This window comes from Parafrankia soli (genome assembly GCF_001854695.1).
Taxonomy (GTDB): domain Bacteria; phylum Actinomycetota; class Actinomycetes; order Frankiales; family Frankiaceae; genus Parafrankia; species Parafrankia soli.
In genome coordinates, this window is record NZ_MAXA01000080.1 from 64343 (window position 1) to 89962 (window position 25620).

The following is a 25620-nucleotide window of genomic DNA, read 5'->3' on the forward strand; positions in this document are numbered from 1 at the left end:
GTGGTCAGCCGGCGGTCCAGGCGGTCGCGATCTCGGCCGCGACCGCCACATTGCTCCGTACTACGGCGACATTCACTTCCAGGCTCGCGCCGGCGGTCTCGGTGTGGAAGGTCTCCAGCAGGAACGGCGTGACGGCCTTCCCGCGCAGCCCACCCGCCTCGGCGCGGCGCAGCGCCTCGGCGAGCACCCGGTCATGGACGCCGGGGTCGAGCGCCTGCTCGCGCGGCACCGGGTTCGCGACCACGATCGCGGACGTCAGCCCGAGGCGGTCGCGGGCCGCCATGGTGCCAGCCACCTGCCGGGCGTCGTCCACCCGCCAGTCCAGACGGTGGCCGGAGCCCGGGAGGTAGAAACCCGGGAACTCCGAGGTGCGCCAGCCCAGCAGCGTGATCCCGAGGGTCTCCATCCGCTCGAGGGTCGCGCCGACGTCCAGGATCGACTTGACGCCGGCGCTGACGACGGTGATCGGGGTGCCGCCCAGCGTCGGCAGGTCGGCGGACTCGTCGAAGGACTCGCCCGCCCCGCGGTGCACGCCGCCGAGCCCACCCGTCGCGAACACCCGGATGCCCGCACGGGCGGCCAGCATCGACGTGGACGCGACCGTGGTTGCGCAGGTGCGCCTCAGTGCGGCGGCGGCGGGCAGGTCGCGCACGGACGCCTTGGCCACCGCCGGGTCGTCGGCGACGCGGCTGAGCGTGGCGTCGTCCAGGCCGATGGTGGGCACTCCGTCGATCACTGCGACCGTCGCGGGGGTGACGCCGCGTTCGCGCAGCATCTCCTCCAGTTCCACGGCGACCGCGCGGTTGCGCGGGCGCGGCAGGCCGTGGGCGATCAGCGTCGACTCCAGGGCGACCACCGGCCGGCCGGCAGTCAGCGCCGCCGAGACCTCGGCGGAGACGGCCAGGCCCGGACCGGGTGAAATCATCCGCCAACTCTAGGCGTAGTGCCGCGCACCACCGACCGCTCGGTGCCTGATGGTCACCGCTCGCGGTTCGCGGGGGTCGTCGCCGGTGGACGTCAACGCTGCACGATACGAAACTCTGTATACGGATAGCCATTCGTCGGCGGTCGGGGCAGGGTTTCTTGTCGTTGGACGGACAGTATTAACGGGTTATCCGCAGCGATGACCCGACGTACCCTTCTTGTTGTGAGAGCGATGAAATCAACGGAAATACCGCGTGCGGGAGCCCCCGGCCGGCGGCCGTGGATTCCCGGGATGTCGATGGCCCTGCGGGCCGGCGTCGGCCTGCTGGCGCTGCTCGTCGTCGCGACCGCCTGTACCGGCGGGAGCTCCACCCGGACCCGCGGGGCGGACCGGCGCAGCGACTCGACCGAGGCCGACGTCGGCGTCGAGGACGTCAACCGGGGCGGGACCAACGGCGCGGGCGGCCGGCGGACGCCGTCACCAGCGCCGTCGCCGCTGACGGCGGCGGACTTCGTGCTCACCGCCGGCCCGGAGACCGCGGGATTCAGCCAGGACCCGCCGCAGCCGGCGAGCGGCCCCAACTCGGTCGCCAGCGCACCGTCGTCGATGTTCGACGGCGCGGTGGCGACGTGCGCCGAGGCGACCGACGCGCAGATCGGCGCCTCGTCGACCGGTGACGCCGACGGCCCCGTCTTCACCCACGACACCAGCGGGGCGGATCTCCGCTCCTTCGCGTCGGTCTACGCGGACACCGCCACCGTCGCGGGGCATCGGGAGATCGTCCGGCTCGACCGCTTCGCCGGGTGTTACGGGCGGGCCCTCGTCGACGAGCTCGACTCCGACGAGCTCGGGGCCACCCTGATCGGCACGGAGACGGTACCGCCGCCGCCCGGGGCGACCGACCGGATCACGGTCACCATCGACATCGTCACCGCGCAGCAGCAGAGCTTCCGCACCTACGTCGACCTGATCATGATCTTCACCGGTCGGGCGGAGGGGACGATCAGCCTGGTCACCCCGTTCCAGCCGGCGGATCCGGCCCTGCTCGCCACGCTGACCGGCCAGGTGGAACGCAAGATCGCCGCCCAGTGACGGCCCCGCACCGGCCGGGGCCGACCGGTCCCGGCCAGCCCCGGCCGCGCGTGCTCAGATGGCCTGCGCGCGGGCCGTGGAGTGGACGCTCAGCGCCGAGCGCTGCCCGTCCACGTCGACCACGACCCCGTCGCCGTCCCTGATCTGGCCGGCCAGCAGCTCGCGGGCGAGCTGGTCGCCGATCGAGGTCTGCACCAGGCGGCGCAGCGGCCGCGCCCCGTACACCGGGTCGTAGCCGGCGTCCGCGAGCCAGACCTTGGCGGCGTCGGTCACCTCGAGGGAGATCCGGCGGTCGGCCAGCCGCCTGCGCAGCCGGTCGATCTGGATGTCGACGATCCTCGTCAGATCGTCCCGGCCGAGCTGCTCGAAGACCAGCACGTCGTCGAGCCGGTTCAGGAACTCCGGCTTGAAGGCGTCGCGCACGGCGACCATCACCGAATCGTGGCGGACCTGCGGGGGCAGGGTCGGGTCGGCGATGTAGACCGACCCCAGGTTCGAGGTCAGGATCAGGATGGTGTTCCGGAAGTCGACCGTGCGGCCCTGGCCGTCGGTCAGCCGGCCGTCGTCGAGCACGGCGAGCAGCACGTCGAAGACGTCCGGGTGCGCCTTCTCGACCTCGTCGAGCAGGATCACGCTGTACGGGCGGCGCCGGATCGCCTCGGTGAGCTGGCCGCCGGACTCGAAGCCGACGTAGCCGGGAGGCGCGCCGATCAGCCGCGCCACCGAGTGCTTCTCGGCGTACTCGCTCATGTCGATGCGCACTACCGCCCGCTCGTCGTCGAACAGGAAGTCGGCGAGCGCCTTGGCCAGCTCCGTCTTGCCCACACCCGTCGGCCCGAGGAAGAGGAACGAACCGGTCGGCCGGTCCGGGTCGGCGATGCCGGCCCGCGCGCGGCGGACGGCGTCCGCCACGGTGCGCACGGCCTCGTCCTGCCCGATCACGCGACGGTGCAGCTCCGTCTCCATGCGCAGGAGCTTGCTCGTCTCGCCCTCGAGCATGCGACCGGCGGGGATGCCCGTCCACGACGCGACGACCTCGGCGACGTCGTCGGGACCGACCTCCTCGCTGAGCATCGCCCCGCCGGGCGAGTCCGATCCGGCGAGCGCGCCGGTCGCCTCGGCGAGCCGCTTCTCCAGCGTCGGGATCGTTCCGTACCGCAGCTCACCGGCCTTGGCGAGGTCGAGGTCGCGCTCGGCCATCTCAGCGGCGCGGCGGGCGTTCTCCAGCTCCTCCTTGATCTTCTGGACCTCGGAGATGGAGTTCTTCTCCCGCTGCCACCGCGCGGTCAGCGCGGAGAGCTCCTCGCGCTTCTCCGCCAGCTCGCGCTGCAGCCGGTCGCGCCGTTCCCGGGACGCGTCGTCGTTCTCCTTCGAGAGTGCCATGTCCTCGATCTCGAGACGGCGCACGGCCCGCTCGAGCTCGTCGACGGCGACCGGCCGGCTGTCGATCTCCATCCGTAGCCGGGACGCCGCCTCATCCATCAGGTCGATCGCCTTGTCGGGGAGGAACCGGGCGGTGACGTACCGGTCGGACAGGGTGGCCGCGGCCACCAGCGCCGAGTCGGTGATCCGCACCCCGTGGTGGACCTCGTAACGCTCCTTGAGTCCGCGCAGGATGCCGATCGTGTCCTCCACGGACGGCTCCCCGACCATCACGGGCTGGAAGCGGCGCTCCAGTGCCGGGTCCTTCTCGATGCGGGTGCGGTACTCGTCCAGCGTCGTCGCGCCGATCATGCGCAGTTCACCGCGGGCGAGCATCGGCTTGAGCATGTTGCCGGCGTCCATCGCGCCCTCGGCCGCGCCGGCGCCGACGACGGTGTGCAGCTCGTCGATGAAGGTGATGATCTGGCCCTCGGCCTCGCGGATCTCGGTGAGCACCGAGGTCAGCCGCTCCTCGAACTCACCGCGCAGCTTGGAGCCGGCGACCATCGAGCCGAGGTCGAGCGAGACGATCCGCCGGCCGCGCAGCGACTCCGGGACGTCGCCCGCGGCCACCCGCAGCGCGAGCCCCTCGACGATCGCCGTCTTGCCGACGCCGGGGTCGCCGATCAGGACGGGGTTGTTCTTCGTGCGCCGGGAGAGCACCTGCACGACCCGGCGGATCTCGGTGTCGCGGCCGATCACCGGGTCGAGCTTGCCGTCGCGGGCCCGCGCGGTGAGGTCGATGGAGTACTTCTCGAGCGCCCGGTAGGCCCCCTCGGGATCCCTGCTGGTGACGCGGCGGGCGCCGCCGCGGACGCGGTCGAACGCGCCGCGCAGGGCGTCCGGGGTCGCGCCCGCCTCGGCGAGGATGCGGGACGCCTCCCCGCCCTCCTCCGCGAGCGCCACGACCAGGTGCTCGACCGAGGTGTACTCGTCGCCGAGTCGGGCGGCCTGGCGCTCGGCGTTGTTCAGGACGGCGACGAGCTGCCGGGACAGCTGCGGCGGCGCCACGTTGGCCCCGGCGGCGCGGGGGAGCCGGCCCACCGCGGCCTCCGCCCGGGAGCGGATGTCCGCCGCCGGGGCGCCGACGGCCTCCAGCAGGGCGGCACCGACACCGTCGGGCGCCTCGAGCAGGGCGGTCAGCAGATGCAGCGGGTCGACGAGCGGCGATCCGTCGCCGGTGGCACGGCTGATCGCGGAGGACAGAGCCTCCTGCGAGCGGGCGGTGAGACGGTCAGCGTTCATGGCGATCCCTGTGTCTCGAGGCGATCCGATGTCGTGCGGTCTTCAGTCACTGGTCCCACGCGATCTCGCGGTTCGGTGGTCGCGACATCGCGTGGAACTGCGTCCACCAGCTACAACGCTCAGTATACCTGAGTCATTCCCACTCAACTTGCTGGACATGCGTCGGTATGGCCGGCTTTCAGGTGCCGGGGTGTCGTTGTTGTGGAGACGCGGACGGGTCCGGGGCCCGCGCCCGGATGAGCTGCCCGGCGACCGCGGCGCCGGTCCGGGTACCGACGCCGCGTCGCTGCCCGGCCCGGCGCCCAATACCGGCACCCGGTACCGGCACCCGTGTCCGACTTGTCGTCGGCATCGGACCGGGCTTCGGACCTGGTCTTCGGACTCTGTGTCTGGTGGAGCCGGGGTCAGCGGCGATGGCCCGGTCGCCAGACGACGACCGCGCCTCGCTCGATGGGGACGAGGTCGCGCCGGTGGCTGGCGTGGGCCTCGGCCACCCGGCGGTCCGCGTCGGCCCGGGCCTCGGCGAGCTCCTCCGCCAGCTGACGGACCTGCGCCTGCAACGCGACCACCTGGGCACCAAGGTGCAGAATCTGCCGGATGCCCTCGAGGTTGACGCCCTCCTCCTGGGAGAGGCGCTGGACCTCGCGCAGCAGGGCGACGTCACGGGCGGAGTAGCGCCGGCCGCGGCCCGCCGTACGGCCGGGGGTCACCAGCCCGAGCCGGTCGTACGACCGCAGTGTCTGGGGATGCATCCCGGCGAGCTGCGCCGCGATGGAGATCACGTACACCGGGGCGTCGTCGTCGTGCGCCGGGCCGGCCGCGGGGCCGGGCGGCTGGTAATAGGTGGCACCGGGGTCGTGCACCGTGCCACTCCCGTTCATGGGGCTGTTTCTGCCGGGAGACGGCGGCACCATGCCGGCGGGGCCCCCGCCCGCCGCCGGCCCGGCAGCCCTCGTTCCGGGGCCTGCACCCGCGCCGCGCGGGGAGCGCGGCGGATCGGACGTACGGTTCGGACGCGCGTTCATGCCCGTCCCTCCATCTGGGCTATCAGGGATTCACGAGGGTCCTCGGGATGCGCCCGCGCGAACTCCTGGAGCGCGGTGCGCGCCTTCGGTGAGAGCTCGGACGGCTTGGGAACGGTCACCTCGAGCGTCACGATGAGGTCACCGTTCTCCCCGCCGGGGCGCGGGACGCCCCGGTTGCGGGCACGCAGCCGCCGTCCGCTCGAGGTGCCGGCCGGAACCTTGACCGTCAGCGGGGTGCCGTCGATCGTCGGTACCTTCACCGAGGCGCCCAGGGCCGCCTCGGTGATCGTCACCGGCAGGTTGATCGTCAGGTTGTGGCCCTCCCGCCCGAACACGGGATGGCTCTGCACGTGCACGGTGACCTCGAGGTCACCGGCCGCGCCGCCGCGCTCGCCGGGCGAGCCGCGCCCGCGTACCCGCAGGCGCTGACCGTCGCTGACCCCGGCCGGGATGCGGATGCGCTGCTCGCGCTCGCGGCGGCCGGTGCCGTGGCAGTCGGGGCAGGGGTGGTCGATCAGGCTGCCCTTGCCCAGGCAGTCGCGGCACGGCTCGGACAGCGCGAACCCGCCCTGCGACCGGGAGATCACGCCGAGGCCTCGGCAGACCGGGCACGTCCGGGGGGACGTCCCGGGGCGGGCCCCGATGCCGGCGCAGGTGGCGCAGGTGGCGGCCCCGGGCAGCCGCACCGTCGCCTCGAGGCCGGTCAGCGACTTCTCGAACGAGATGGTCACCTCCGCCGCGATGTCCGTGCCGCGACGCGGGGCGCGCCCGGTCGGTGACCGCTGGAAGAGGTTGTCGAAGATCCCGCCGAGCCCGCCGCCGTTGCCGTTGAGCAGGTCGTCGAGGTTCAGGTTCCCGGCACCCGGGCCGTAGCCGCCCGGCGTCCCGAACCCGCCCATGCCGCCGCCGCGCCCACCCGCACCCGGGTAGGAGCCGGAGGCGAACAGCGCCCGGGCCTCGTCGTACTCCCGCCGGCGGTTCTCGTCGGAGAGGACGTCGTAGGCCTCGGACACCTCCTTGAAGCGTGCCTCCGCCTTCACATCCCCGGGGTTCTTGTCCGGGTGCAGCTCCCGGGCGAGCTTGCGGTACGCCTTCTTGATGTCGGCCGCGGACGCGTCCTTGGGGACACCGAGAGCGGCGTAGTAGTCCTTCTCAACCATGTCGCGAACACTCACGGCGCCCCTCCTTCCGTCATGAAAGAGCCCGGCGCGCGGGCATCGGGAGCATCCGGGCGCCGAGGGCCAGCCGGCCGCCGGTCAGGTCGGAACGAGCCGTCCCGCCCGGCGCTGAGCACCGGGCGGGAGGCACGCGAACGGTCCATCGGCATGGTTCAGTAGGCCATCTCTTCAGTCGGCGCTGACGGTCGGTCCCCCGCGGTCCGGACCCGGAACACTGCCGGTGTCGTCCGGCAGGGGAGCGTTCTCCCTTCCGGGAGACGCGCCGGCGGCCGGCTGACCCTCGGCGGCGTCATGCCCGCCACCGAGGCCGACCTCGGTCACCCGGTCCGAGATGCCCTCGCCCGGCCCGTCGTCGTACGGCTGGTCACCGCTGTCGTCGGACGGTTCCGCGACCGCGACCTGCGCGGCCCGGAGCACGAAGTCCCCCCGGCGGTAACCCGCCCGGAAGATCTCCACGCAGGTCGTCTCGGCGACGTCCGACCGGTACGAGTGCATCAGGGCGTGGTGCAGGTGCGGGTCGAACACCTCGCCCGGCGCGCCGAACCGCTCCAGGCCCGTCGACTCCAGCGCGGTCTCCAGCGCCTCGGCGATGGCCTTGAACGGCCCCTCGAGATCACCGTGGTCGCGGGCGCGGCCGATGTCGTCGAGTACCCCGAGCAGCCCGCCGAGCAGCTTGGAGACGGCCTGGTCACCGGCGGCGTCGCGCTCGCGCGCGGCGCGCCGGCGGTAGTTGTCGAACTCGGCCTTGAGCCGCTGCAGGTCGGCGGTCCGCTCGCCCAGCTGGCCGCGCAGCGACGCGACCAGCTCGGAGTCGGCGTCGGCCGGGCCCGCCCCGGCCGGGCCCAGGGGCTCGGTGCCGGGGGCGGCCGCACCGGCGGCGGTCCCACGGACCTGGCCGGTCTCCGGGTCGATGCGCCGCCTGTCCTTGACGATGGGCTCCTCCGGGCCGCCGTCCCCGCCGGCCCGGCTGTCGTCCAGCCGGTGCTCGCCGTGGGCAGAGGTCACTTCTTGTCCTCCTCGTCGACGATCTCGGCGTCCACCACGTCGTCGTCGGCCTGGCCCGCCCCGGCTCCGGGAGCGCCCGGGGCACCCTGCGCGCCCGCGGCCTGGGCGTACATCGACTCGCCCATGGCCTGGCTGGCCTTGGTCAGCTCGTCCGCCGCCTCGCGGATCGCGGCGATGTCCRTGCCGCCGACCGCGCCGCGCAGCGTGCTGAGCTTCTCCTCGACGTCGGACTTCACGCCGGCTTCGATCTTGTCGCCGTTCTCGGCCAGGAACCGCTCCGTCGAGTACACGAGAGACTCGGCGCGGTTGCGGGTCTCGGCCTCCTCCCGGCGCTGGCGGTCCTCCTCGGCGTACTGCTCGGCGTCCTGCACCATGCGGTTGATGTCGTCCTTCGGCAGCGCCGAGCCGCCGGTGATCGTCATCGACTGCTCCTTGCCGGTGCCCAGGTCCTTCGCGGACACGTGCACGATGCCGTTGGCGTCGATGTCGAAGGTGACCTCGATCTGCGGCATGCCGCGGGGGGCCGGGGGCAGGCCGGTCAGCTCGAACATGCCGAGCTTCTTGTTGTAGGCCGCCATCTCGCGCTCGCCTTGGAAGACCTGGATCTGCACGGAGGGCTGGCTGTCCTCGGCGGTGGTGAAGATCTCCGAGCGCTTCGTCGGGATCGTCGTGTTCCGCTCGATCAGCTTGGTCATGATGCCGCCCTTGGTCTCGATACCCAGGGACAGCGGGGTGACGTCGAGCAGCAGGACGTCCTTGACCTCACCCTTGAGGACACCGGCCTGCAGGGACGCGCCRACCGCGACGACCTCGTCCGGGTTGACGCCCTTGTTCGGCTCCTTGCCGCCGGTCAGCTCGCGGAYGAGGTCCACGACGGCGGGCATCCGGGTCGAACCGCCGACGAGCACGACGTGGTCGACGTCGCTGATCTTGATGCCGGCGTCCTTGACGGCCTGCTGGAACGGGCCCTTGCAGCGGTCGATCAGGTCCTGCGTCATCCGCTGGAGCTCCGCCCGGGACAGCGAGACGTCCAGGTGCAACGGGCCCTCGGCCGACGCGGTGATGTACGGCAGGTTGATCGAGGTCTGGGTGGACTGCGACAGCTCGATCTTGGCCTTCTCGGCGGCCTCGCGCAGGCGCTGCAGCGCCATCTTGTCCTTGCCGAGGTCGACACCGTGCTGGCCGTTGAAGGTCTTGATCAGGTGGTCGGTGATGCGCTGGTCCCAGTCGTCACCACCGAGCTGGGTGTCGCCGGAGGTCGACTTGACCTCGACCACGCCGTCGCCGATCTCGAGCAGGGACACGTCGAACGTGCCGCCACCGAGGTCGAAGACCAGGATGGTCTGCTCCTTCTCACCCTTGTCCAGCCCGTAGGCCAGCGCCGCCGCGGTGGGCTCGTTGACGATGCGCAGGACGTTCAGACCGGCGATGGTGCCGGCCTCCGTGGTCGCCTGCCGCTGGGCGTCGTCGAAGTAGGCCGGGACGGTGATGACGGCGTCGGACACCGACTCACCCAGGTAGGCCTCGGCATCCCGCTTGAGCTTCTGCAGGATGCGGGCGCTGATCTCCTGGGGGGTGAACTCCTTGGAGTCCACCGTCATCTTCCAGTCGGTGCCCATGTGACGCTTGACCGACCGAATGGTCCGCTCGACGTTCGTCACGGCCTGCCGCTTGGCGACCTCGCCGACGAGCACCTCGCCGTTCTTCGCGAAGGCCACGACTGACGGAGTCGTCCGGGAACCCTCGGCATTGGCGATCACCGTGGGCTCTCCACCCTCGAGCACGCTCACGACGGAGTTCGTGGTGCCGAGGTCGATACCGACCGCTCGTGCCATGTCTGTATGCCTCTCGATCATGCTGGCCCGCCTGGTGGAGACCGGCGGGACGCCCTAGTTGGTGTGAGCCCCGGACTGCGTCCTGCGCCGAAGCGTCGGTCGTGTGCGCGGCTGCGTTGGTGCGGATGTTGGTGGTGCGACTGTGGCGGTGTGGCTGTGGCGCTGCTGTCTCTCGCTGCCACCCGGCTCCGGTCGCGCGCACCCGCGCCCGGAGCCGACTTGAGTACGGTCGACTCAGGATGGACGCTCTTAGGATAACCAGACGAACCTGAGTCCTGTCCACTCAATATTGCTCCGTCGGACGGACTTGCGGGGTCGGACACCTCAAGTATCACCTTATGTGGTCGAGGCGTCGCTCCTGATGCAGGGCTGGTGCCGCCGCGACTTCCGCCCGGTCGCGGGGCATCCGGCGTCACGGGTATGCCGGGGCCTTGGCGTCTCGGGGTTTTCGGGCATCCTGCGGCTTCGGACACCAGGGGCTTCGGGCTTCAGGCGCCTCGGGCTCCGGGGCGCGCGGCCTGAGGGCAGGCGCCGATCACCGCGAGGAGGCGCCAGGACAGCCCCGGAGCGCCCGGCGCAGCAAGATCCAGAAAAGCGCGGCGGCTCAGTGACAGCCAGGACTCACCCAACCGCCACGCTTTGCCCGGGAGGGGCTGTGGGGTGATCTTTGAGGATGGGAGTCCGGGCGTGAGCCGGTGGCGCTGATCAGGGCTGTGCGGCCGGTCGGGGGCGCGGGGCTGTCAGGTTCTTCGAGTCGCCGTGCTGCCCGAGACGCGCCGGCAGGACGGGCCTACGACCCGGATCCGGGCCCGGAGGGCGGGTGGGCGCGGTCGTCGCCGGGGGCGGGGGGCTGGTCGCCCTTTGCCGTCGTCGGGCCGTCGCCCCCGCGGGGCCGGCTCGACGTGCTGATGGACTCGCTGCCCCGTGGCTGGCGGACGGCGGCCAGGATGCGGCCGCGCCGGCCCTCGCCGGGGCGGGCTCGCGGGGGTCCCTCCAGGGACTTGGCGGTGCCTGTTCCGTCCACGTCCAGCAGGCCGATCGCGTCGGTCGCCGTGTCCGTCCCGGAAGCGGGCGGTGGGCTGTCGGTCGGGCCGTCGGGCTGGTCGGCGGCCCGGGCGAGGGGCATGCCGGCGCGGTCGATGAGATCGGCCTGGCGGCCGAGGTCGGCTTCGATCTGGGCGAGGCGCTCGAGCATCTCGGAGGCGTCGCCGCCGCGCTCGCGGATTGTGCGCAGGGCGTCCATCAGGGTGAGCCACTGGTCGCGGTCGACGACGACGTGCTCGGCGAGCCGGTTGGAGGAGTACGGCGGGAAGAGCCGCTGGGCGGCGGCGAGGACCTGCTGGACCTGCCCGGGGTTGAGCCGGCCGGGCTTGCTCCGGACGTACTTGACGACGTCCTTGACGCTGATGATCGTGACGCCGTCCAGCGCGCCGTCGCTCCACAGGACGCTCGCCTCGACCATCACGAGGACCGGGTAGACCGGGATCTTCGTGGTGGGCAGGGCGGCGCGGACCTGGTTGCGCACCTCGCCGCCGAGCCATGAGGTCTTGTCGATCGCGGGCTTGAGCGACTCGCCGTCCACCATGGCACCGCCCTTGGTGTAGCGGACGATGCCCTTGTTGGTGTCGCTGCCGAGGATCATGACGCCGCCGGGACCGATCAGCAGGTGCCCGATTGTGGCCTGCGAGTAGGGGACGGCCCGGTCGTGCATGATCACATAGCCGTGTCGGCGGAGCCGGGAGATCGCGCGGGCGGTCTTGCGCTCAGCCTCGGCCGCCTCGCGCAGGGTCTCGACGTCCGGCGAGACACCGAAGGCGGCCACGGCGATGCCACCGGGCCAGACGATGAGCAGGACCACGAAGACGGCCACGCCGAGACCGGGCAGCCCGAGCCCGAACCCGATGACCAGGCCGAGGCCCATGCCGACCACCGCGGCGCGGATGGCCGCGCGCGGCACCTCGCGCGCCAGGCGGTCGCGTCGGACCATCGCCTGGTTCTCTCGCGCGCGCAGGTATTCCGTGTGCTGGGAGAACCCGGGCCGCCCGGCCCGGGGCGTCGCCGGCCTGGTGCTCGTCGCCATCGTGCCCACCATGGATCGCAGGGGTCGTCAACGTGGTTGGAGACCGTTCTCCGGAGCGCGCCGGGCGTCGTCGCGACAGCGCTGTAGCCGGCCGGCTGAAACCTCTGGCCCGACCCGGTCACGGCGTGATCCCGTGACCGCCCGGACCGAGGCACCCACCCCATGGTGCGGGGAGGCTCATGGTCATCACAAGAGTTGACATCAGCGCTCTGGATGATCCACGAGCAACAGGCCGCCGGCCGGCGGAGTGCCACAACGCGTGCCACCCGGCGATTGGACCATGTGGTCCCACCTGGGGCTCGTGGGGTGGCCAGACGAGAACGGACAGTGCGGAGAGTCGTGGTTCGGGCGGTTGTCTGCCACTCAAAGTAGCAGGCCCCCCGGCACGCCGGGCAAGATCAGCCCAATAGGTCCCCGATCCCGCCCCACTCGGACCACGTCGTGGCAGGGTCGGGGGTGTTCGGGGTCGGGAGCGGGGGATCTAAAGGTGATGGCCCCCGGGAGCCACCCCGGATGGTGTCGTTGTGGGACTTTCGGAGGGGGAGTGATGCGTGTCCGGTGATCGTGACGTGTCTCTGGTCACTCCGCTCGTCGCGGGTCGTACGGTCACGGGAAGGCTTGCGCTTCGGAGTGGGCCCGATGGCCGTCACGCGGGTCGCGGTGGCAGCGGAACGCTCCGCGTTGATGGCCAAGGGTGGGGCGGCCGTCGCGCTCAGGAAGTTACCGGCGGGTACGGGTAGGCTCGCCGCGTCGCCGGGCGGCACCGGTTGTCGTCGGTCAACACCGGTCAGCACTGACCGGATAGCACAGATGGAGGACCTGTGAGAATCGCGATCGGTCTAGCGATCACGCTGATCGCTCTCGCGGTGGCCGGCCGCCGCGTCTTCTGGCTGACCAGACTGATCAGGTCCGGTCAACCGGCGGAGGGCCGGCTCGACGACCTGCCGACCCGGATCTGGACCGAGATCAGCKAGGTGGGCGGCCAGCGCAAGCTGCTCAAGTGGTCGGTGCCCGGCCTGGCGCACGCCTTCACCTTCTGGGGCTTCACCATCCTCGGCCTGACGATCGTCGAGGCGTACGGGGCCCTGTTCGACCACGACTTCCACATCCCGCTGTTCGGGCACTGGGCGGCCATCGGGTTCCTCGAGGACTTCTTCGCAGTCGCCGTGCTCGCGGGCCTGATCACCTTCACGGTCATCAGGCTGCGCAACGCCCCGGCCCGGCTTGACCGCAAGTCCCGGTTCTACGGCTCCCACATCGGCCCGGCCTGGGTCATCCTCGGGATGATCACCCTGGTCATCGTGACCCTGCTGATCACCCGTGGCGCCCAGTTCAACGCGGGCACCCACCCGCAGGGCGACACCAAGTGGGCGTTCGCGTCCTGGCTGGTCAGCCTGCCGCTGGATGCCTTCTCGGAGCACACCAACGAACACATCGAGACGGTGTTCCTGCTCCTCAACATCGCGATCATCATGGGCTTCCTGGTGCTGGTGGTCTACTCCAAGCACCTGCACATCGGCCTGGCGCCGATCAACGTCATCCTCAAGCGGGAGCCGGTCGCGCTCGGCCCGCTGGGCACCACGCCCGACATCGAGAAGCTGATGGAGGAGGACGAGCCGATCGTCGGGGTCGGCAAGGTCGAGGACTTCTCCTGGAAGGCCATGCTCGACTTCTCCACCTGCACCGAGTGCGGGCGGTGCCAGAGCCAGTGCCCGGCCTGGAACACCGGCAAGCCGCTGTCGCCCAAGCTCCTGATCATGGACCTCCGGGACCACCTCTTCGCGAAGGCTCCCTACCTGCTCGCGCCCAAGGGCGCCGAGGACGGCGAGAGCGCCGAGGAGACCACGAAGGCGGCCGCCAGCGCGTCCGAGGACGGCTCCGGCAAGCACAAGGTGCACCACCACGTGCCCGAGTCCGGCTTCGGCCGTGTCCCCGAGCCCGGTCAGCCCCAGGTGGACCGCCCGCTCGTCGGCACCGCGGAGGAGGGCGGGGTCATCGACCCCGACGTCCTGTGGTCGTGCACCAACTGCGGGGCCTGTGTCGAGCAGTGCCCGGTGGACATCGAGCACGTCGACCACATCGTCGACATGCGCCGCTACCAGGTCATGATCGAGTCGGCGTTCCCGTCCGAGGCCGGCGTGATGCTGCGCAACCTGGAGAACAACGGCAACCCGTGGGGTGTCTCGCCGCGCTCGCGCACCGAGTGGACCGACGGCCTGCCGTTCGAGGTGCGCATCCTCGACGAGGGCGAGCAGATCCCGGACGAGGTCGAGTACCTCTACTGGGTCGGCTGCGCCGGCGCCATCGAGGACCGGGCCAAGAAGGTCGCGCGCTCCTTCGCCGAGCTGCTGCACACCGCCGGGGTCGAGTTCGCCATCCTCGGCAGCCAGGAGTCCTGCACCGGTGACCCGGCGCGCCGCCTCGGCAACGAGTACCTCTACCAGGAGATGGCGAAGGCCAACATCGAGCTGTTGAACGAGACGGGCGTCAAGAAGATCGTCGCGACCTGCCCGCACTGCTTCAACAGCCTCGCCCGGGAGTACTCCTCGCTCGGCGGGACGTTCGAGGTCGTCCACCACACGCAGCTGCTCGGCAAGCTCGTCGAGGAGCGCAAGCTCGTCCCGATCACCCCGATCGACTCCTCGGTGACCTACCACGACCCGTGCTTCCTCGGCCGGCACAACAAGGTCTACACCCCGCCCCGGGAGATCCTCGAGGCCATCCCGGGCATCCGTGGCCAGGAGATGCACCGCTGCAAGGACCGTGGCTTCTGCTGCGGCGCCGGCGGCGCGCGGATGTGGATGGAGGAGAAGATCGGAAAGCGGGTCAACGTCGACCGCATGGAGGAGGCCCTCGGCCTCGATCCCGATGTGGTCTCGACAGCCTGCCCGTTCTGCATCGTGATGCTCTCCGACGCCGTCACCGAGAAGAAGCTCGCCGGCGAGGCCAAGGAGAGCGTCGAGGTGCTCGACGTCTCGCAGCTGCTGGCCCGCTCACTGGTCGCGCCGACGCCCACGCCGACAGCGGAGCCGCTGAGCAGCTGAACCGGTAGCGAGTGGATCAGGCAGTAGCCACGCCGTCGCGGCCGCCCCCGGGGATTCGGGGGCGGCCGTCGTCGTGTGTGCGGTCAGGCGCCGTGTGATCCGTTGGGGATCTCGGGCACGGCCGCCCGGGTGAAGTCGCGGTAGGCACGGGACGGCGTCGGCCCGCGCTGACCCTGGTACCGGGAGCCGTAGACCGCCGAGCCGTACGGGTGCTCGGCCGGCGTCGACAGCCGGAACAGACAGAGCTGGCCGATCTTCATCCCGGGCCAGAGCTTGATGGGCAGCGTCGCGACGTTCGACAGCTCCAGCGTCACGTGGCCGGAGAAGCCCGGGTCGATGAACCCGGCGGTCGAATGGGTCAGCAGGCCCAGCCGGCCCAGGCTCGACTTGCCTTCGAGTCGGCCGGCGAGGTCCTCCGGGAGCGTCACGACCTCCAGCGTCGACCCGAGCACGAACTCTCCCGGGTGCAGGACGAACGGCTCGTCGCCCTCGGGCGCCACGAGCTCGGTGAGATCCTCCTGCTCCACGGCCGGGTCGATGTGGCTGTAACGGTGGTTCTGGAACACCCGGAACGCGCGGTCGAGCCGCAGGTCCACGCTGGACGGCTGGATCAGCCCCTCGTCGTAGGGGTCGAGCCGGACGCGGCCGGCGGTGATCTCGGCCCGGATATCCCGGTCGGACAGCAGCACGTTCGTGGACGCTACCGCAGCCGCCTGGACGTCCCGCCGGCACGAGCCCGGTGGATCATCGCTGCCCTCTGATGGCGGGATGTGCGGACTGCGGTGATTTCGCCGCCGTCGCGGTGTGGGAGTCGCGGTGTCTCGGGTAGGAGCATCCCGGACGCGTGCGAGGTTGCCGTCACGGGACATCGCCTTCGGTGACACTCTGACTGCGGAGGGAACTGCCGTGCGGAGAGGGAACCAGTCCGCGCGAGGGAGCTGGCGACGCAGCCGGACGACGATCCAGGATGGGGACCGATGCTGGGGCTACCGGATCACATCGAGGCATGCCTGTTCGATCTGGACGGGGTACTGACCCGTACCGCCGCCGTCCACGCCGCGGCGTGGAAGGAGATGTTCGACGACTTCCTCGAGAACTGGGCTAGGCGGTCCGGTGACCCGTTCGTCCCCTTCGACATCGCCACCGACTACGCCGACCATGTGGACGGCCGCCCGCGCGCCGACGGCGTGCGCGCGTTCCTGGACTCCAGGGGCATCCACCTCCCGCCCGGAGTGCCCGGCGACCCGCCGTCCGGGATGACGATCCAGGCGCTCGCCACCCGGAAGAACATCCTGCTTCTGGAGAAGCTGAAGGAGATGGGCGTGGAGGTGTTCGCCGGCTCCGTCCGCTACCTGGAGGAGCTCGAGCGTGCCGGCGTGCCGCGTGCGGTCGTGTCGTCCAGTGCGAACTGCGCCGAGGTGGTGCGGGCCGCCGGCATCGAGCACCTGCTGCTGGCGCGGGTCGACGGCCTGGTCGCCGAGGAGCGCGGCCTGGCCGGCAAGCCGGCCCCCGACACCTTCCTGGCCGGTGCCGAGGCGCTGGGGGTGGCCCCCGGCGCCGCCGCCGTCTTCGAGGACGCCATCGCCGGGGTGCAGGCGGGCCGGGCCGGTGGCTTCGGCTACGTGGTGGGGGTCGACCGGGTCGGCCACGCCGAGGCGCTGCGCGGCAACGGCGCCGACCGGGTGGTCGAGGACCTCGCCGAACTGCTCGGTGGAGGTTCGACCGGCCCGGCCTCCGCCGGCTCCGCGTCTGGCGGCTCCGCGTCTGCCGGCCCGGCCACCGGTGGGGGCGACGCGTGATCGGCAGGCCCTCCTACCCCATCGAGTCCTGGTCGCTGACCGAGCACGGGCTCGACATCGACGACCTGGCCCGCTCCGAGTCGCTGTTCTCGCTGTCCAACGGGCACGTGGGCATGCGCGGGAACCTCGACGAGGGCGATCCGCACGGGCTGCCCGGTACCTACCTGAACTCCGTCCACGAGCTGCGGCCGCTTCCGTACGCCGAGGCGGGATACGGATACCCCGAGTCCGGGCAGACGGTCATCAACGTCACGAACGGCAAGATCGTCCGCCTGCTGGTCGACGACGAGCCGTTCGACGTCCGCTACGGGGACCTTCTCGCGCACACCCGCACGATCGACTTCCGCGAGGGGGTGCTGCGCCGGGAGGCCGACTGGGTCTCCCCGGCCGGGCAGCGGGTCAGGATCCGCACCCAGCGTCTCATCTCCTTCTCCCAGCGCTCCGCCGCCGCGATCCACTACGAGATCGAACCGGTGGGCGACACCGCGCGGGTCGTCATCCAGTCCGAGCTGGTCGCCAACGAGCAGCTTCCGGGGCGCAGGGGCGACCCGCGCGCCGCCGCCGTCCTGGAGTCGCCGCTCATCTCCGAACGGCACCGCGCCCGCGAGACCATGGTCGAGCTCGTCCACCGCACCCGGCACAGCGACATCCGGGTCGCCGCGGCGATGGACCACATCTTCGACGGCCCGCGTTCGCTCGGTGTCACCTCGGAGAGCGAGCCCAACACCGGCTGGGTCACCGCGACGGCCGTCCTCAAGCCGGGCGAGACCCTGCGGATGGTCAAGTTCCTCGCCTACGGCTGGTCCGAGCAGCGCTCTCTGCCGGCGCTGCGCGACCAGGCCACCGCCGCCCTCGTCGCCGCCCGCCAGACCGGCTGGGACGGCCTCGTCGCCGAGCAGCGCGAGTATCTGGCGGACTTCTGGCGCCGGTCCGACGTCGAGGTCGACGGGGACGCCGAGGTGCAGCAGGCCGTCCGGTTCGCGCTCTTCCACGTCCTGCAGGCCGGCGCGCGGGCCGAGCGCCGGGCCATCCCCGCGAAGGGGCTCACCGGCCCCGGGTACGACGGTCACGCCTTCTGGGACACAGAGAGCTACGTCCTGCCCGTCCTCACCTACACCGCGCCGGCCGCCGCCGCCGACGCGCTGCGCTGGCGGCACTCGATCCTCCCGCTGGCCCGCGAGCGCGCCCAACTACTCAACCTCGACGGCGCGGCCTACCCCTGGCGCACCATCCACGGCGAGGAATGCTCCGGCTACTGGCCCGCCGGGACGGCGGCCTACCACGTCAACGCCGACATCGCCGACGCCGTCCTGCGCTACCTGTGGGCCACCGAGGACGAGCAGTTCGAGCTCGAGGTGGGTCTGGAGATCCTCATCGAGACGGCGCGGCTGTGGCGTTCCCTCGGCCACCACGACCTCTCCGGCCGTTTCCGCATAGACGGTGTGACCGGCCCGGACGAGTACTCCGCGCTCGCCGACAACAACGTCTACACCAACCTGATGGCCCAGCGGAACCTCGTCGGGGCGGCCGACGCCGTCCGGCGCCATCCCGAACACGCCCGGGCCTTCGGGGTCGACGCGGAGACCGCCGCGAGCTGGCGCGACGCCGCCGAGGACATGTTCATCCCGTTCGACAAACGCCTCGGGGTCCACCCGCAGTCCGAGGGATTCACCGAGCACCAGGTGTGGGACTTCGAACAGACCAGGCCGGAGCAGTATCCGCTGCTGCTCCACTTCACCTACTTCGACCTCTACCGCAAGCAGGTCGTGAAACAGGCCGACCTGGTACTGGCGATGCAGCGCCGCGGCGACGCGTTCACCGCCGAGCAGAAGGCGCGCAACTTCGCCTACTACGAGGCGCTCACCGTCCGCGACTCGTCGCTTTCCGCCTGCTGCCAGGCCGTCATGGCAGCCGAATGCGGTCACATGTCCCTCGCGCACGACTACCTGCGCGAAGCCGCCTTCATGGACCTGAAGGACATCGAGCACAACACCGGCGACGGCCTGCACATGGCCTCGCTGGCCGGCAGCTGGATCGCGCTCGTCGAGGGCTTCGGCGGGCTGCGTGACACCGGTGAGCTGCTCTCCTTCAGCCCCCGCCTGCCCGAAGGCCTCAGCCGGCTCGCCTTCGGCCTGCGCGTGCGCTCCCGCCAGCTCCGCGTCGAGGTGGTCGACTCGTCCGCCACCTACACGGTGCTCGAGGGCGAGGCGATCACGATTCTGCACCACGGCGAGAAGGTCCGCGTCTCACCCGACCAGCCCTGCAAACTGGACGTCCCACCGGTGCCGGCACAGGAACGCCCGAGGCAGCCMGCCGGCCGGGAGCCGCTGCGGTTCCTGCACCAGGGCAACGGCACCGAGGTCACCCGCGCGGCCGACGTCCACCCCGTCGACGGGTGACCGGGCCGTGGGCCGACCAGGGTGACAGACCGGGGGCGGACCAGCCTGAGCGCGAAGTCCGGGGGTGGCGGTGGAACACGTGCCGCCCGAGTCCAGTAAGATGCGGTAGCACCATGCGGGCGTAGTTCAGAGGCAGAACACGAGCTTCCCAAGCTTGCAACGCGGGTTCGATTCCCGTCGCCCGCTCGAGCCGGTTCGCTGTGGTTGCCGCCCCTGGGGGGCGGCTTCCCGGGGGGCCGTTGTTTTTTCGGGGGGCGACCCCCGAAGCCCCCGAGCGGCGGGCCTGGTTGGCTGGTGGGGGTGGTTCTCCCTCTTTGGGATGGGTCCTGCCTCGGTGCGCTGCAGTCGTCCGATCCTCGCGGCACGTTCAACAGGATCGTTCGTGTCGAGCTACCTTCGGCTGAGCCGTTCAGGCACGTTCACTCACCGGGAAGCCCCTGGTCGACGACGGCGTCGAGGTCAGCGAAGAACCTGTCGGCGTCGAGCGGCGCCTCGTGCGCGAACATCGCGAGGACCTACGTCGCCCAGCTCGTAGCCGGGCAGCGCCGCCGCCACCCGCGCTCGGTCAATCATCATGATCGGGCGCCCGGCCTCCGGTGATGCTTATCGGAGACCATCGCGAAACCGCCCGTTTCCCCCGGCACGATGAGTGATCCTATGGCTGCGCACCGGACGACCGGACGGCAGGGCCACGCCGTCCCAGCGCTCCGCCTCACCGACCGGCACCGATGATGCTGTGGCGTGCGCTGACATACTTCCGGGGCACCCCCGGTTCCTGTCCGCGGGGGAGCGGCGGTCCGCGGTGGCAGTTTGCCCGGTTCCAGCCGGGGGAGCCTGCCGGCGCAGGCACACGTCCCACCATCGAGGAAAGGCTGATCGCATGGGCGTTTCGATTGAAACCCTCTCGCAGGGAGACGGCAAGACTTTCCCCAAGAAGGGGGACCGGGTGACGATTCACTACGTCGGCACCCTGCGTGACGGCCGGCAGTTCGACTCGTCCCGTGACCGGGGCGCGCCGTTCGTCACCGAGATCGGTGTCGGCAGGGTCATCAAGGGATGGGACGAGGGGGTTCCCCAGCTTTCCCTCGGTGAGAAGGCCGTGCTCACCATCACGCCCGACTACGGGTACGGCCCCGGCGGTTTCCCGCCCGTCATCCCGCCGAACTCCGACCTCCTCTTCGAGGTGGAGCTTCTCGCCATCAACTGACCTGGTGACAGAGCTGGGAGCGCGCGGACCGGCGGCAGCCCGCTCGGGCCGCCGCCGGCCGCGTTCCACCTGGCGGCCGAGAGCCGCGTCACGGTGATGGGCAGCTCACGGTGATGGGCAGCTCACGGTGATGGGCAGCTCACGGTGATGGGCAGCTCACGGTGATGGGCAGCTCACGGTGATGGGCAGGTGGCGCCGGCCCATCCCATGACCATGCAGTAGGTGCCGCGGCTGACCTTCCACTCGCCATCGACGATCAGGGCGTTACCGTTCTGCTCCCCGAAGTCGATCCCGCCCTGGTAGGCGATGCGGAAACGAAGCGCCGCGTGCCGCGGGTCGGTGAAGACGATGTCGCTCGTGGTCACAGCGGCGGTGTGTGTCGCCTCGGGGAAGTTCTGCGTCGCCTGGGCGAGGGTGGMGGCCCGGTCGGGGCCGTCCTCGACCGCGGCGAGGCTGTGCGCCGGGTCCTGGCCGCCGGTGAACGCCTGCGCGTAGGACGCCTTGACGGCGGCCTCCGCCCGGGCGCGGACGAACGGCTGGGGTCCGTTTCCCCCGGCCAGGGCCGCCTGCGCGGGGATCATGGCCGAGACCGCGGCTACCAGGAGCGTCAGTGCGGCCAGGTGCCGCCTCCGGCGCGTGCGGGTGGTTCCGTTGCCGGCCGGGCGTCGGCCCGGTCGATCGGACATCGTCATCGAGTCCTCCTCTGCGGCGTGGTTGCCGCATTCGGATAGATGTCGGCATGTCCGGTCAGGTTGACGCGAAACGGGCGGAATCTCCTGGGGCAGGGACGATCGCCTGGATGTGCACCGTGAACAGCGATTCGCCTGCCGGCGGACAGTGCGCGGTGCTGTGCGGAGTGGCGAGTGGTGTCAGCGGTTGACGTACGTGCCGTCGCAGCTGTAGATCCGCGTCCTGCCGTCGTCGTTGTCGTCGACGTAGCTGAGCTTGAGGCTTCCGTCGTAGATCCAGCCGGCGGTGGTGGAGCCGTCCAGGCGGGCCCACCACCACAGGTTGTTGTGGCCGTTGACGACGCTGCAGTGCAGCCAGACCTTCTTGCCCTTGGCCAGGCTCGCGACCGCGCCGCATGCCGCGTACGGCCCGCTGCGCAGCGAGGAGGCCTCGGTCAGCACGCCGTACCCGTCGCCGTTGTAGCCGTGGCTCGGGCTGCCGGGGCATCCGCTCACGGCCGTGCTGGACGGCGCCGGTTTCGGGGTGGGGGCCGGTGCCTGTGGCGCGGTCGCTCCCGGCGTGGTCGCGGCCGGCGGTGGGGTGAGGGGAGTCGCGGGGCCGCCCGCGTCCGCGGGCGGTGAACCGGGCGCGCCGGCTCCCAGCCCACCCGGTGGGGTGCCGGGAACGGGCAGGCCCGGCCCGGGCGCCACCGGACCGGGGAGGCCCGCCTTCGGATCGAAGGGCGGCCTGGCGGGGTCCGCCGTGGGCCCGTTCACGGCCGAGGCGACCATGGGCGTGGAGGGCGACGGCTCGTCGGAGCGGGTGAGTAGCACGGCGGCGAGCGCGCAGACCACGACGAACGCGACCGCGCCGATCGCGCCGACCAGCCAGGGACGGCGGCCGTGGCCGGACCGGCGCGGTGCTCCACCCGCCGCGACGCCGCCGGCTCCTGCGACGCCGCCGGCCGCTGGGATGCCGCCGGCTCCGGCGGGGGCGGCGGTAGGCGGTTCGGTGAAGGCCGGGGACGGAGCTGGAGTCGGGGGTGGGGTGGGCAGCGGGGCGAGGTGGTAGCGGGTTACCTCGGCGGCGACGGTGGGGGGCAGCCACCCCGCGCCGGTGGTCAACTGTTCGTCCGAGGTCAGCTGGTCGATCGGGGCGATCAGTCGGCAGAGCTCGATCAGCTCGGTGGGGGTCGGCCGGCGCGCGGGGTCCTTCTCCAGGCAGTGGGCCAGAACATCGCGTACCTGCGGCGGGCAGCCGTCCCAGTCGGGCTGCTGGTGCTCGATGCGGTGGAAGACGGCGGCGTCGACGCCGAACGGCGGCCGGCCGGTCAGGGCGTAGTAGGCGGTGGCCCCGAGGGCGAAAATGTCACCGGATCGGTCGAGCTGCGCCCCGCGAACCTGTTCGGGAGCCATGAAGGCGGGTGTTCCGAGGCGCGCTCCGGTCTGTGTCATCGCGGCCGTCGCGGCGTCGAGGGCGCGCGCGACACCGAAGTCGATGACGCGCGGGCCGTCCGCCGCGAGAATGACGTTTCCTGGTTTCAGGTCGCGGTGGATCACCCCGACCCGGTGAATGGACTGCAGGGCCTCCGCGACACCCGCGATCAGCATCAGGACGGTCGTGGCGGGCAGCGCACCCGTCCGTGCTACGGCTATCGCGAGCGACGGGGCGGGGACGTAGGCCGTGGCGATCCACGGGCGCACCGCGTCGGGATCGGCGTCGATGACCGGAACCGTGTAGGGGCCCTGCACCCGCTGTGCGATCGCGACCTCTTTCGCGAACCGGGCGCGGAAGTCGGGGTCGGCGGCGAACTCCGGACGGACCACCTTGACCGCGAGCGGTCGTCCGCCGGGGGTGTACGAGAGGTACACGGCGCCCATGCCGCCCTCGCCGATCCGGGCCCGTAGCGGGTAGCCGCTGATCTCGTCCGGGTCGTGCGCGGTGAGCGGGGTGAGCGGGGTGAAGACGGCGTCCCAGGCACGGGTGAACGTTCCGCCCGCCGCCGACGTCCCGCGTGTCGGCGTCTCGGGTGGGAGGGACGCGGGTTGCGGTGCGTGGCCACCGGATGGCGGCGGGTGCGGGTCGCTTCCCGCCGTCCTCGGTGGCGTGCTGCGCATCATGCCCTCCGGATGCCGGCCCGCTTCGGTTCCGGCATGCCGGCTGAGACCGCCGGAACCGGATGAAGATCGTCAAAACCAGTCGAGACTGCAGAAACCGGTCGAGATTATCGGAAAATGCCGATCTTCATCATATTGGCCGGTCAGTGGGCGGCCAGCGGAGGGTGGAGCCCCGGGACGCGCTACCGGGGCGCGTGCGGCTCCTGACCGGCCGCCGGCGCCGGGGCTTCCGCCGGACGTTCCAGGCGCGGCCAGATGTCCGGTTGTGACCCGTCGACGTCGGTGAAGCCGTACTCGGCCGCGAGCTGGCCGGAGGTCACCGAGCGCTGGTTCCAGCGGGCCCGTCCCGGATCGGCGGCCAGCGCGGCGACGGCGCGCCCGACATAACGCGGCGACTCGGAGAACGCGAAGTCCGGCGGAGCACCGCCGGTCGGAGCGCCGCCGGTCGAGGCGCTGTCGGGCGGGGTGAGGGCGTCGCGCCAGGTCTCCTCGGTGACGCCGAACGCCTCGAGCATCATCTCCGAGCGCAGCCAGCCGGGCGTGACGGCGACGGCGGTCCCGCCGTGCGGGGCGATCTCGTGGCCCTGCGAGAAGGCGAGCCGGTTCACGGCGACCTTGGCGAGGTCGTAGTACACGGAGATCCGGTAGTTGGCCGCGTTGTAGTCCGTCGTCCCGTCGGTCACCTCGACGACCAGCCCGCCCGGGCGGTCGATCAGCAGCGGGAGCAGGTGGTGGGAGGTGATCAGGTGGGTGTCCACGGCGAGCCGCAGGATGCGCATCCCGCGGTCGAGGCCGTGTTCCCAGACCGGCGTGTCCCACTCGCTCGGCCCGCCCTTGAGGACCTCGCCGCCCCAGATGTCGTTGACGAGCACGTCGAGGTGCCCGTGCTCGGCGCGGACGCGGTCGGCGAGCCGCCGCACCTGCTCCGGGTCCAGATGGTCGACGGGGACGGCGATGCCGGCACCACCGAGCCCGGTGACGAGCTCCGCGGTCTCCTCGATCGTCTCGGCGCGGTCGTAGTCGGAGCGCAGGACGCCCGTCCTGCTGCTGCGGCCGGTGCAGATGACGGTGGCGCCGGCCTCACCGAGGGCCGCCGCGATCCCGCGACCCGCGCCGCGGGTGGCACCGGCGACGACGGCCACGCGCCCGCGAAGGGCGCTCCTGTCGGGAGCCCAGGGCGTGCGGACCGCTGCGGCCGCCGTGCGGACCGTCGCGGGTGGTGTCGCCTGCGCGGACATGGGCCCGAATATGCCAGCGGGCGGGTCAGTGGCGGAACTGGACCGGATCGACGGCGAGCCGGTTCGTGGCCGCCCAGTCCCGGCCCCACTCCCACATCGCCTGCAGCACTGGGGCGAGGGACCGGCCCTGCGCCGTCAGCGCGTACTCGACGTGCGGCGGTGCCGTGCTGACGGGTATCCGGTCGACGATTTGGATCGCCTCGAGCTCCCGCAGCCGCTGCGCCAGCATCTTCTCGGTGATGTCGGGGATGAGCCGGCGCAGCTGTGCGAACCGTAGCCGGTCGTGTTCCTTCAGATGGGCGAGGACGACCGGCGTCCACTTCCCGCCGATGACGTCGACCGTGACCTCGACGTGGCAGTGATAGCTGCGGCCGGGCCGCGCCGTGCCCGGGGGCTGGGGCGTGTCCGGGGACATCGTCACCACTCCTCACCACTCCTCGCGGGACGCCGTGCCCGCATGGTACGCACTTTTTTGTGCGTACCATGCGGATCGCCTATGCCAGGTTTCCCGCTGATAGTTTCGGGTTCTCCCCAGTCGCCGGAGGTGAAAAGGTGATCCGGCTGTGATCGTCGAGTACATCCGATACCGGATACCGGAACACAGCACTGACGAGTTCGAGAAGGCGTATTCGCGAGCCGCAGCGGTGCTCGAGCGGTCGCGGAACTGCCTGTCGTTCGAGCTCACCCGCTGCGTCGAGACGAACGTCCAGTACATCCTGCGCATTCAGTGGGATTCGGTCGCCGGTCATCTGGACGGCTTCCGGCGGAGCGCGGAGTTCCGTGAGTTCCTGGCGCAGATCGGGCCGTACGTCGAACACATCGAGGAGATGCAGCACTATTCTCCCACGGCGGTCGCCGGGCGGGGCGGGGGAGCACCCGAGCCGCCCACCCTTTACGAATGGGCCGGCGGCGCCGAGGCCTTCGAGCGGCTCCTTACCCGTTTCTACGAGACCGTCGTCGAGGACGACCTTCTCGCGCCGCTGTTCGCGGGCATGAATCCGGCGCACGCCCACCACGTGGCGATGTGGCTCGGCGAGGTTTTCGGTGGCCCGGCCGAGTACACCGAGAAACGCGGCGGGTACGAGAACAAGCTCGCCCACCACGTCGGCAGGGCCATCACCGAGCCGCAGCGCCGACGGTGGGTGAGCCTGCTCGTCGACGCGGCGGACGAGGTCGGGCTGCCGGGCGATCCCGAGTTCCGGGCGGCGTTCATGGGCTATGTCGAATGGGGCACCCGCCTCGCCGTCGAGAACTCCACGCCCGGCGCCACACCCATGCCGCACGCGCCGGTTCCGCGTTGGGGCTGGGGCGTCGCGCCGCCCTGGCAGCCATCCTGAGCC

At 71.4% G+C, this 25620-nt stretch carries 18 protein-coding genes and 1 tRNA gene; 7 read left to right on the forward strand and 12 right to left on the reverse strand.

Going from position 1 to position 25620, the window contains the following annotated elements; all coding sequences use genetic code 11:
- Positions 1-4: 4 nt before the first annotated feature.
- Positions 5-925: a pseudouridine-5'-phosphate glycosidase gene (locus BBK14_RS08700; RefSeq protein WP_071060849.1), complete on the reverse strand. Its 921-nt coding sequence runs from the start codon at positions 923-925 to the stop codon at positions 5-7.
- A 291-nt stretch (positions 926-1216) separates the two neighbouring features.
- Here BBK14_RS08700 and BBK14_RS08705 point away from each other — a divergent pair, with 291 nt between their 5' ends.
- Positions 1217-2017: a hypothetical protein gene (locus tag BBK14_RS08705; RefSeq protein ID WP_235014468.1), complete on the forward strand. Its 801-nt coding sequence runs from the start codon at positions 1217-1219 to the stop codon at positions 2015-2017.
- Between the two features lie 54 nt (positions 2018-2071).
- On the opposite strand, the gene clpB is transcribed toward BBK14_RS08705, so the two are convergent.
- From clpB to BBK14_RS08735, 6 genes are all read right to left on the reverse strand, one after another.
- Positions 2072-4684, reverse strand: coding sequence for an ATP-dependent chaperone ClpB (clpB, locus tag BBK14_RS08710; RefSeq protein WP_071060852.1), 2613 nt, complete (start codon positions 4682-4684; stop codon positions 2072-2074).
- A gap of 404 nt (positions 4685-5088) precedes the next feature.
- Positions 5089-5709, reverse strand: coding sequence for a heat shock protein transcriptional repressor HspR (locus BBK14_RS08715; RefSeq protein WP_071060854.1), 621 nt, complete (start codon positions 5707-5709; stop codon positions 5089-5091).
- Positions 5706-6884: a molecular chaperone DnaJ gene (gene dnaJ, locus BBK14_RS08720; RefSeq protein WP_071060856.1), complete on the reverse strand. Its 1179-nt coding sequence runs from the start codon at positions 6882-6884 to the stop codon at positions 5706-5708. The genes BBK14_RS08715 and dnaJ overlap by 4 nt, the downstream gene beginning before the upstream one ends.
- 171 nt (positions 6885-7055) lie before the next feature.
- Positions 7056-7892 (reverse strand): nucleotide exchange factor GrpE, encoded by an 837-nt coding sequence (grpE, locus tag BBK14_RS08725; RefSeq protein ID WP_071060857.1) that lies wholly within the window; start codon positions 7890-7892, stop codon positions 7056-7058.
- Entirely contained in the window at positions 7889-9727 is a 1839-nt protein-coding gene (gene dnaK, locus BBK14_RS08730; protein ID WP_071060859.1) for a molecular chaperone DnaK, read from the reverse strand. The genes grpE and dnaK overlap by 4 nt, the downstream gene beginning before the upstream one ends.
- Positions 9728-10517: 790 nt before the next feature.
- A complete protein-coding gene (locus BBK14_RS08735) occupies positions 10518-11807 on the reverse strand; it encodes a nuclease-related domain-containing protein (RefSeq protein WP_071060930.1) in 1290 nt (429 codons plus the stop codon).
- Between the two features lie 821 nt (positions 11808-12628).
- On the opposite strand from BBK14_RS08735, the gene BBK14_RS08740 reads away from it, so the two are divergent.
- The gene (locus BBK14_RS08740) at positions 12629-14851 is read left to right on the forward strand and encodes a (Fe-S)-binding protein (RefSeq protein ID WP_071060862.1); all 2223 of its coding nucleotides are present in this window, start codon (positions 12629-12631) and stop codon (positions 14849-14851) included.
- A gap of 83 nt (positions 14852-14934) precedes the next feature.
- On the opposite strand, the gene dcd is transcribed toward BBK14_RS08740, so the two are convergent.
- The gene (gene dcd / locus BBK14_RS08745; RefSeq protein ID WP_071060864.1) at positions 14935-15540 is read right to left on the reverse strand and encodes a dCTP deaminase; all 606 of its coding nucleotides are present in this window, start codon (positions 15538-15540) and stop codon (positions 14935-14937) included.
- A gap of 288 nt (positions 15541-15828) precedes the next feature.
- Here dcd and BBK14_RS08750 point away from each other — a divergent pair, with 288 nt between their 5' ends.
- The 4 genes from BBK14_RS08750 (at position 15829) to BBK14_RS08770 (ending at position 20256) form a co-directional block, all read left to right on the forward strand.
- Entirely contained in the window at positions 15829-16650 is an 822-nt protein-coding gene (locus tag BBK14_RS08750) for an HAD family hydrolase (RefSeq protein ID WP_071060866.1), read from the forward strand.
- Positions 16647-19049 carry a glycoside hydrolase family 65 protein gene (locus BBK14_RS08755; protein ID WP_071060868.1) on the forward strand — a complete coding sequence of 801 codons (2403 nt, stop codon included), beginning with the start codon at positions 16647-16649 and terminating at the stop codon, positions 19047-19049. The genes BBK14_RS08750 and BBK14_RS08755 overlap by 4 nt, the downstream gene beginning before the upstream one ends.
- A gap of 115 nt (positions 19050-19164) precedes the next feature.
- A tRNA-Gly gene (locus BBK14_RS08760) sits at positions 19165-19235 on the forward strand.
- Positions 19236-19929: 694 nt separating this feature from the next.
- A complete protein-coding gene (locus BBK14_RS08770) occupies positions 19930-20256 on the forward strand; it encodes an FKBP-type peptidyl-prolyl cis-trans isomerase (protein WP_071060870.1) in 327 nt (108 codons plus the stop codon).
- A 173-nt stretch (positions 20257-20429) separates the two neighbouring features.
- On the opposite strand, the gene BBK14_RS08775 is transcribed toward BBK14_RS08770, so the two are convergent.
- From BBK14_RS08775 to BBK14_RS08790, 4 genes are all read right to left on the reverse strand, one after another.
- A complete protein-coding gene (locus tag BBK14_RS08775; protein WP_198541213.1) occupies positions 20430-20948 on the reverse strand; it encodes an MTB12 C-terminal domain-containing protein in 519 nt (172 codons plus the stop codon).
- Between the two features lie 177 nt (positions 20949-21125).
- Entirely contained in the window at positions 21126-23042 is a 1917-nt protein-coding gene (locus tag BBK14_RS08780; protein WP_071060932.1) for a serine/threonine-protein kinase, read from the reverse strand.
- Positions 23043-23224: 182 nt separating this feature from the next.
- The gene (locus BBK14_RS08785) at positions 23225-24280 is read right to left on the reverse strand and encodes an SDR family oxidoreductase (RefSeq protein WP_071060872.1); all 1056 of its coding nucleotides are present in this window, start codon (positions 24278-24280) and stop codon (positions 23225-23227) included.
- 25 nt (positions 24281-24305) lie between these two features.
- Positions 24306-24695 carry a winged helix-turn-helix transcriptional regulator gene (locus BBK14_RS08790; protein WP_071060934.1) on the reverse strand — a complete coding sequence of 130 codons (390 nt, stop codon included), beginning with the start codon at positions 24693-24695 and terminating at the stop codon, positions 24306-24308.
- A 148-nt stretch (positions 24696-24843) separates the two neighbouring features.
- On the opposite strand from BBK14_RS08790, the gene BBK14_RS08795 reads away from it, so the two are divergent.
- The gene (locus tag BBK14_RS08795) at positions 24844-25617 is read left to right on the forward strand and encodes a globin domain-containing protein (protein ID WP_071060874.1); all 774 of its coding nucleotides are present in this window, start codon (positions 24844-24846) and stop codon (positions 25615-25617) included.
- Positions 25618-25620 lie beyond the last annotated feature (3 nt).

Excerpts from the sequence above, each read along its gene's own strand:
- BBK14_RS08700 (WP_071060849.1), bottom strand. The coding sequence starts at position 925 with ATGATTTCACCCGGTCCGGGCCTGGCCGTCTCCGCCGAGGTCTCGGCG.
- BBK14_RS08705 (WP_235014468.1), top strand. The coding sequence starts at position 1,217 with ATGTCGATGGCCCTGCGGGCCGGCGTCGGCCTGCTGGCGCTGCTCGTC.
- clpB (WP_071060852.1), bottom strand. The coding sequence starts at position 4,684 with ATGAACGCTGACCGTCTCACCGCCCGCTCGCAGGAGGCTCTGTCCTCC.
- BBK14_RS08715 (WP_071060854.1), bottom strand. The coding sequence starts at position 5,709 with ATGAACGCGCGTCCGAACCGTACGTCCGATCCGCCGCGCTCCCCGCGC.
- BBK14_RS08735 (WP_071060930.1), bottom strand. The coding sequence starts at position 11,807 with ATGGCGACGAGCACCAGGCCGGCGACGCCCCGGGCCGGGCGGCCCGGG.
- BBK14_RS08750 (WP_071060866.1), top strand. The coding sequence starts at position 15,829 with ATGCTGGGGCTACCGGATCACATCGAGGCATGCCTGTTCGATCTGGAC.
- BBK14_RS08770 (WP_071060870.1), top strand. The coding sequence starts at position 19,930 with ATGGGCGTTTCGATTGAAACCCTCTCGCAGGGAGACGGCAAGACTTTC.
- BBK14_RS08780 (WP_071060932.1), bottom strand. The coding sequence starts at position 23,042 with ATGCGCAGCACGCCACCGAGGACGGCGGGAAGCGACCCGCACCCGCCG.
- BBK14_RS08785 (WP_071060872.1), bottom strand. The coding sequence starts at position 24,280 with ATGTCCGCGCAGGCGACACCACCCGCGACGGTCCGCACGGCGGCCGCA.
- BBK14_RS08790 (WP_071060934.1), bottom strand. The coding sequence starts at position 24,695 with ATGTCCCCGGACACGCCCCAGCCCCCGGGCACGGCGCGGCCCGGCCGC.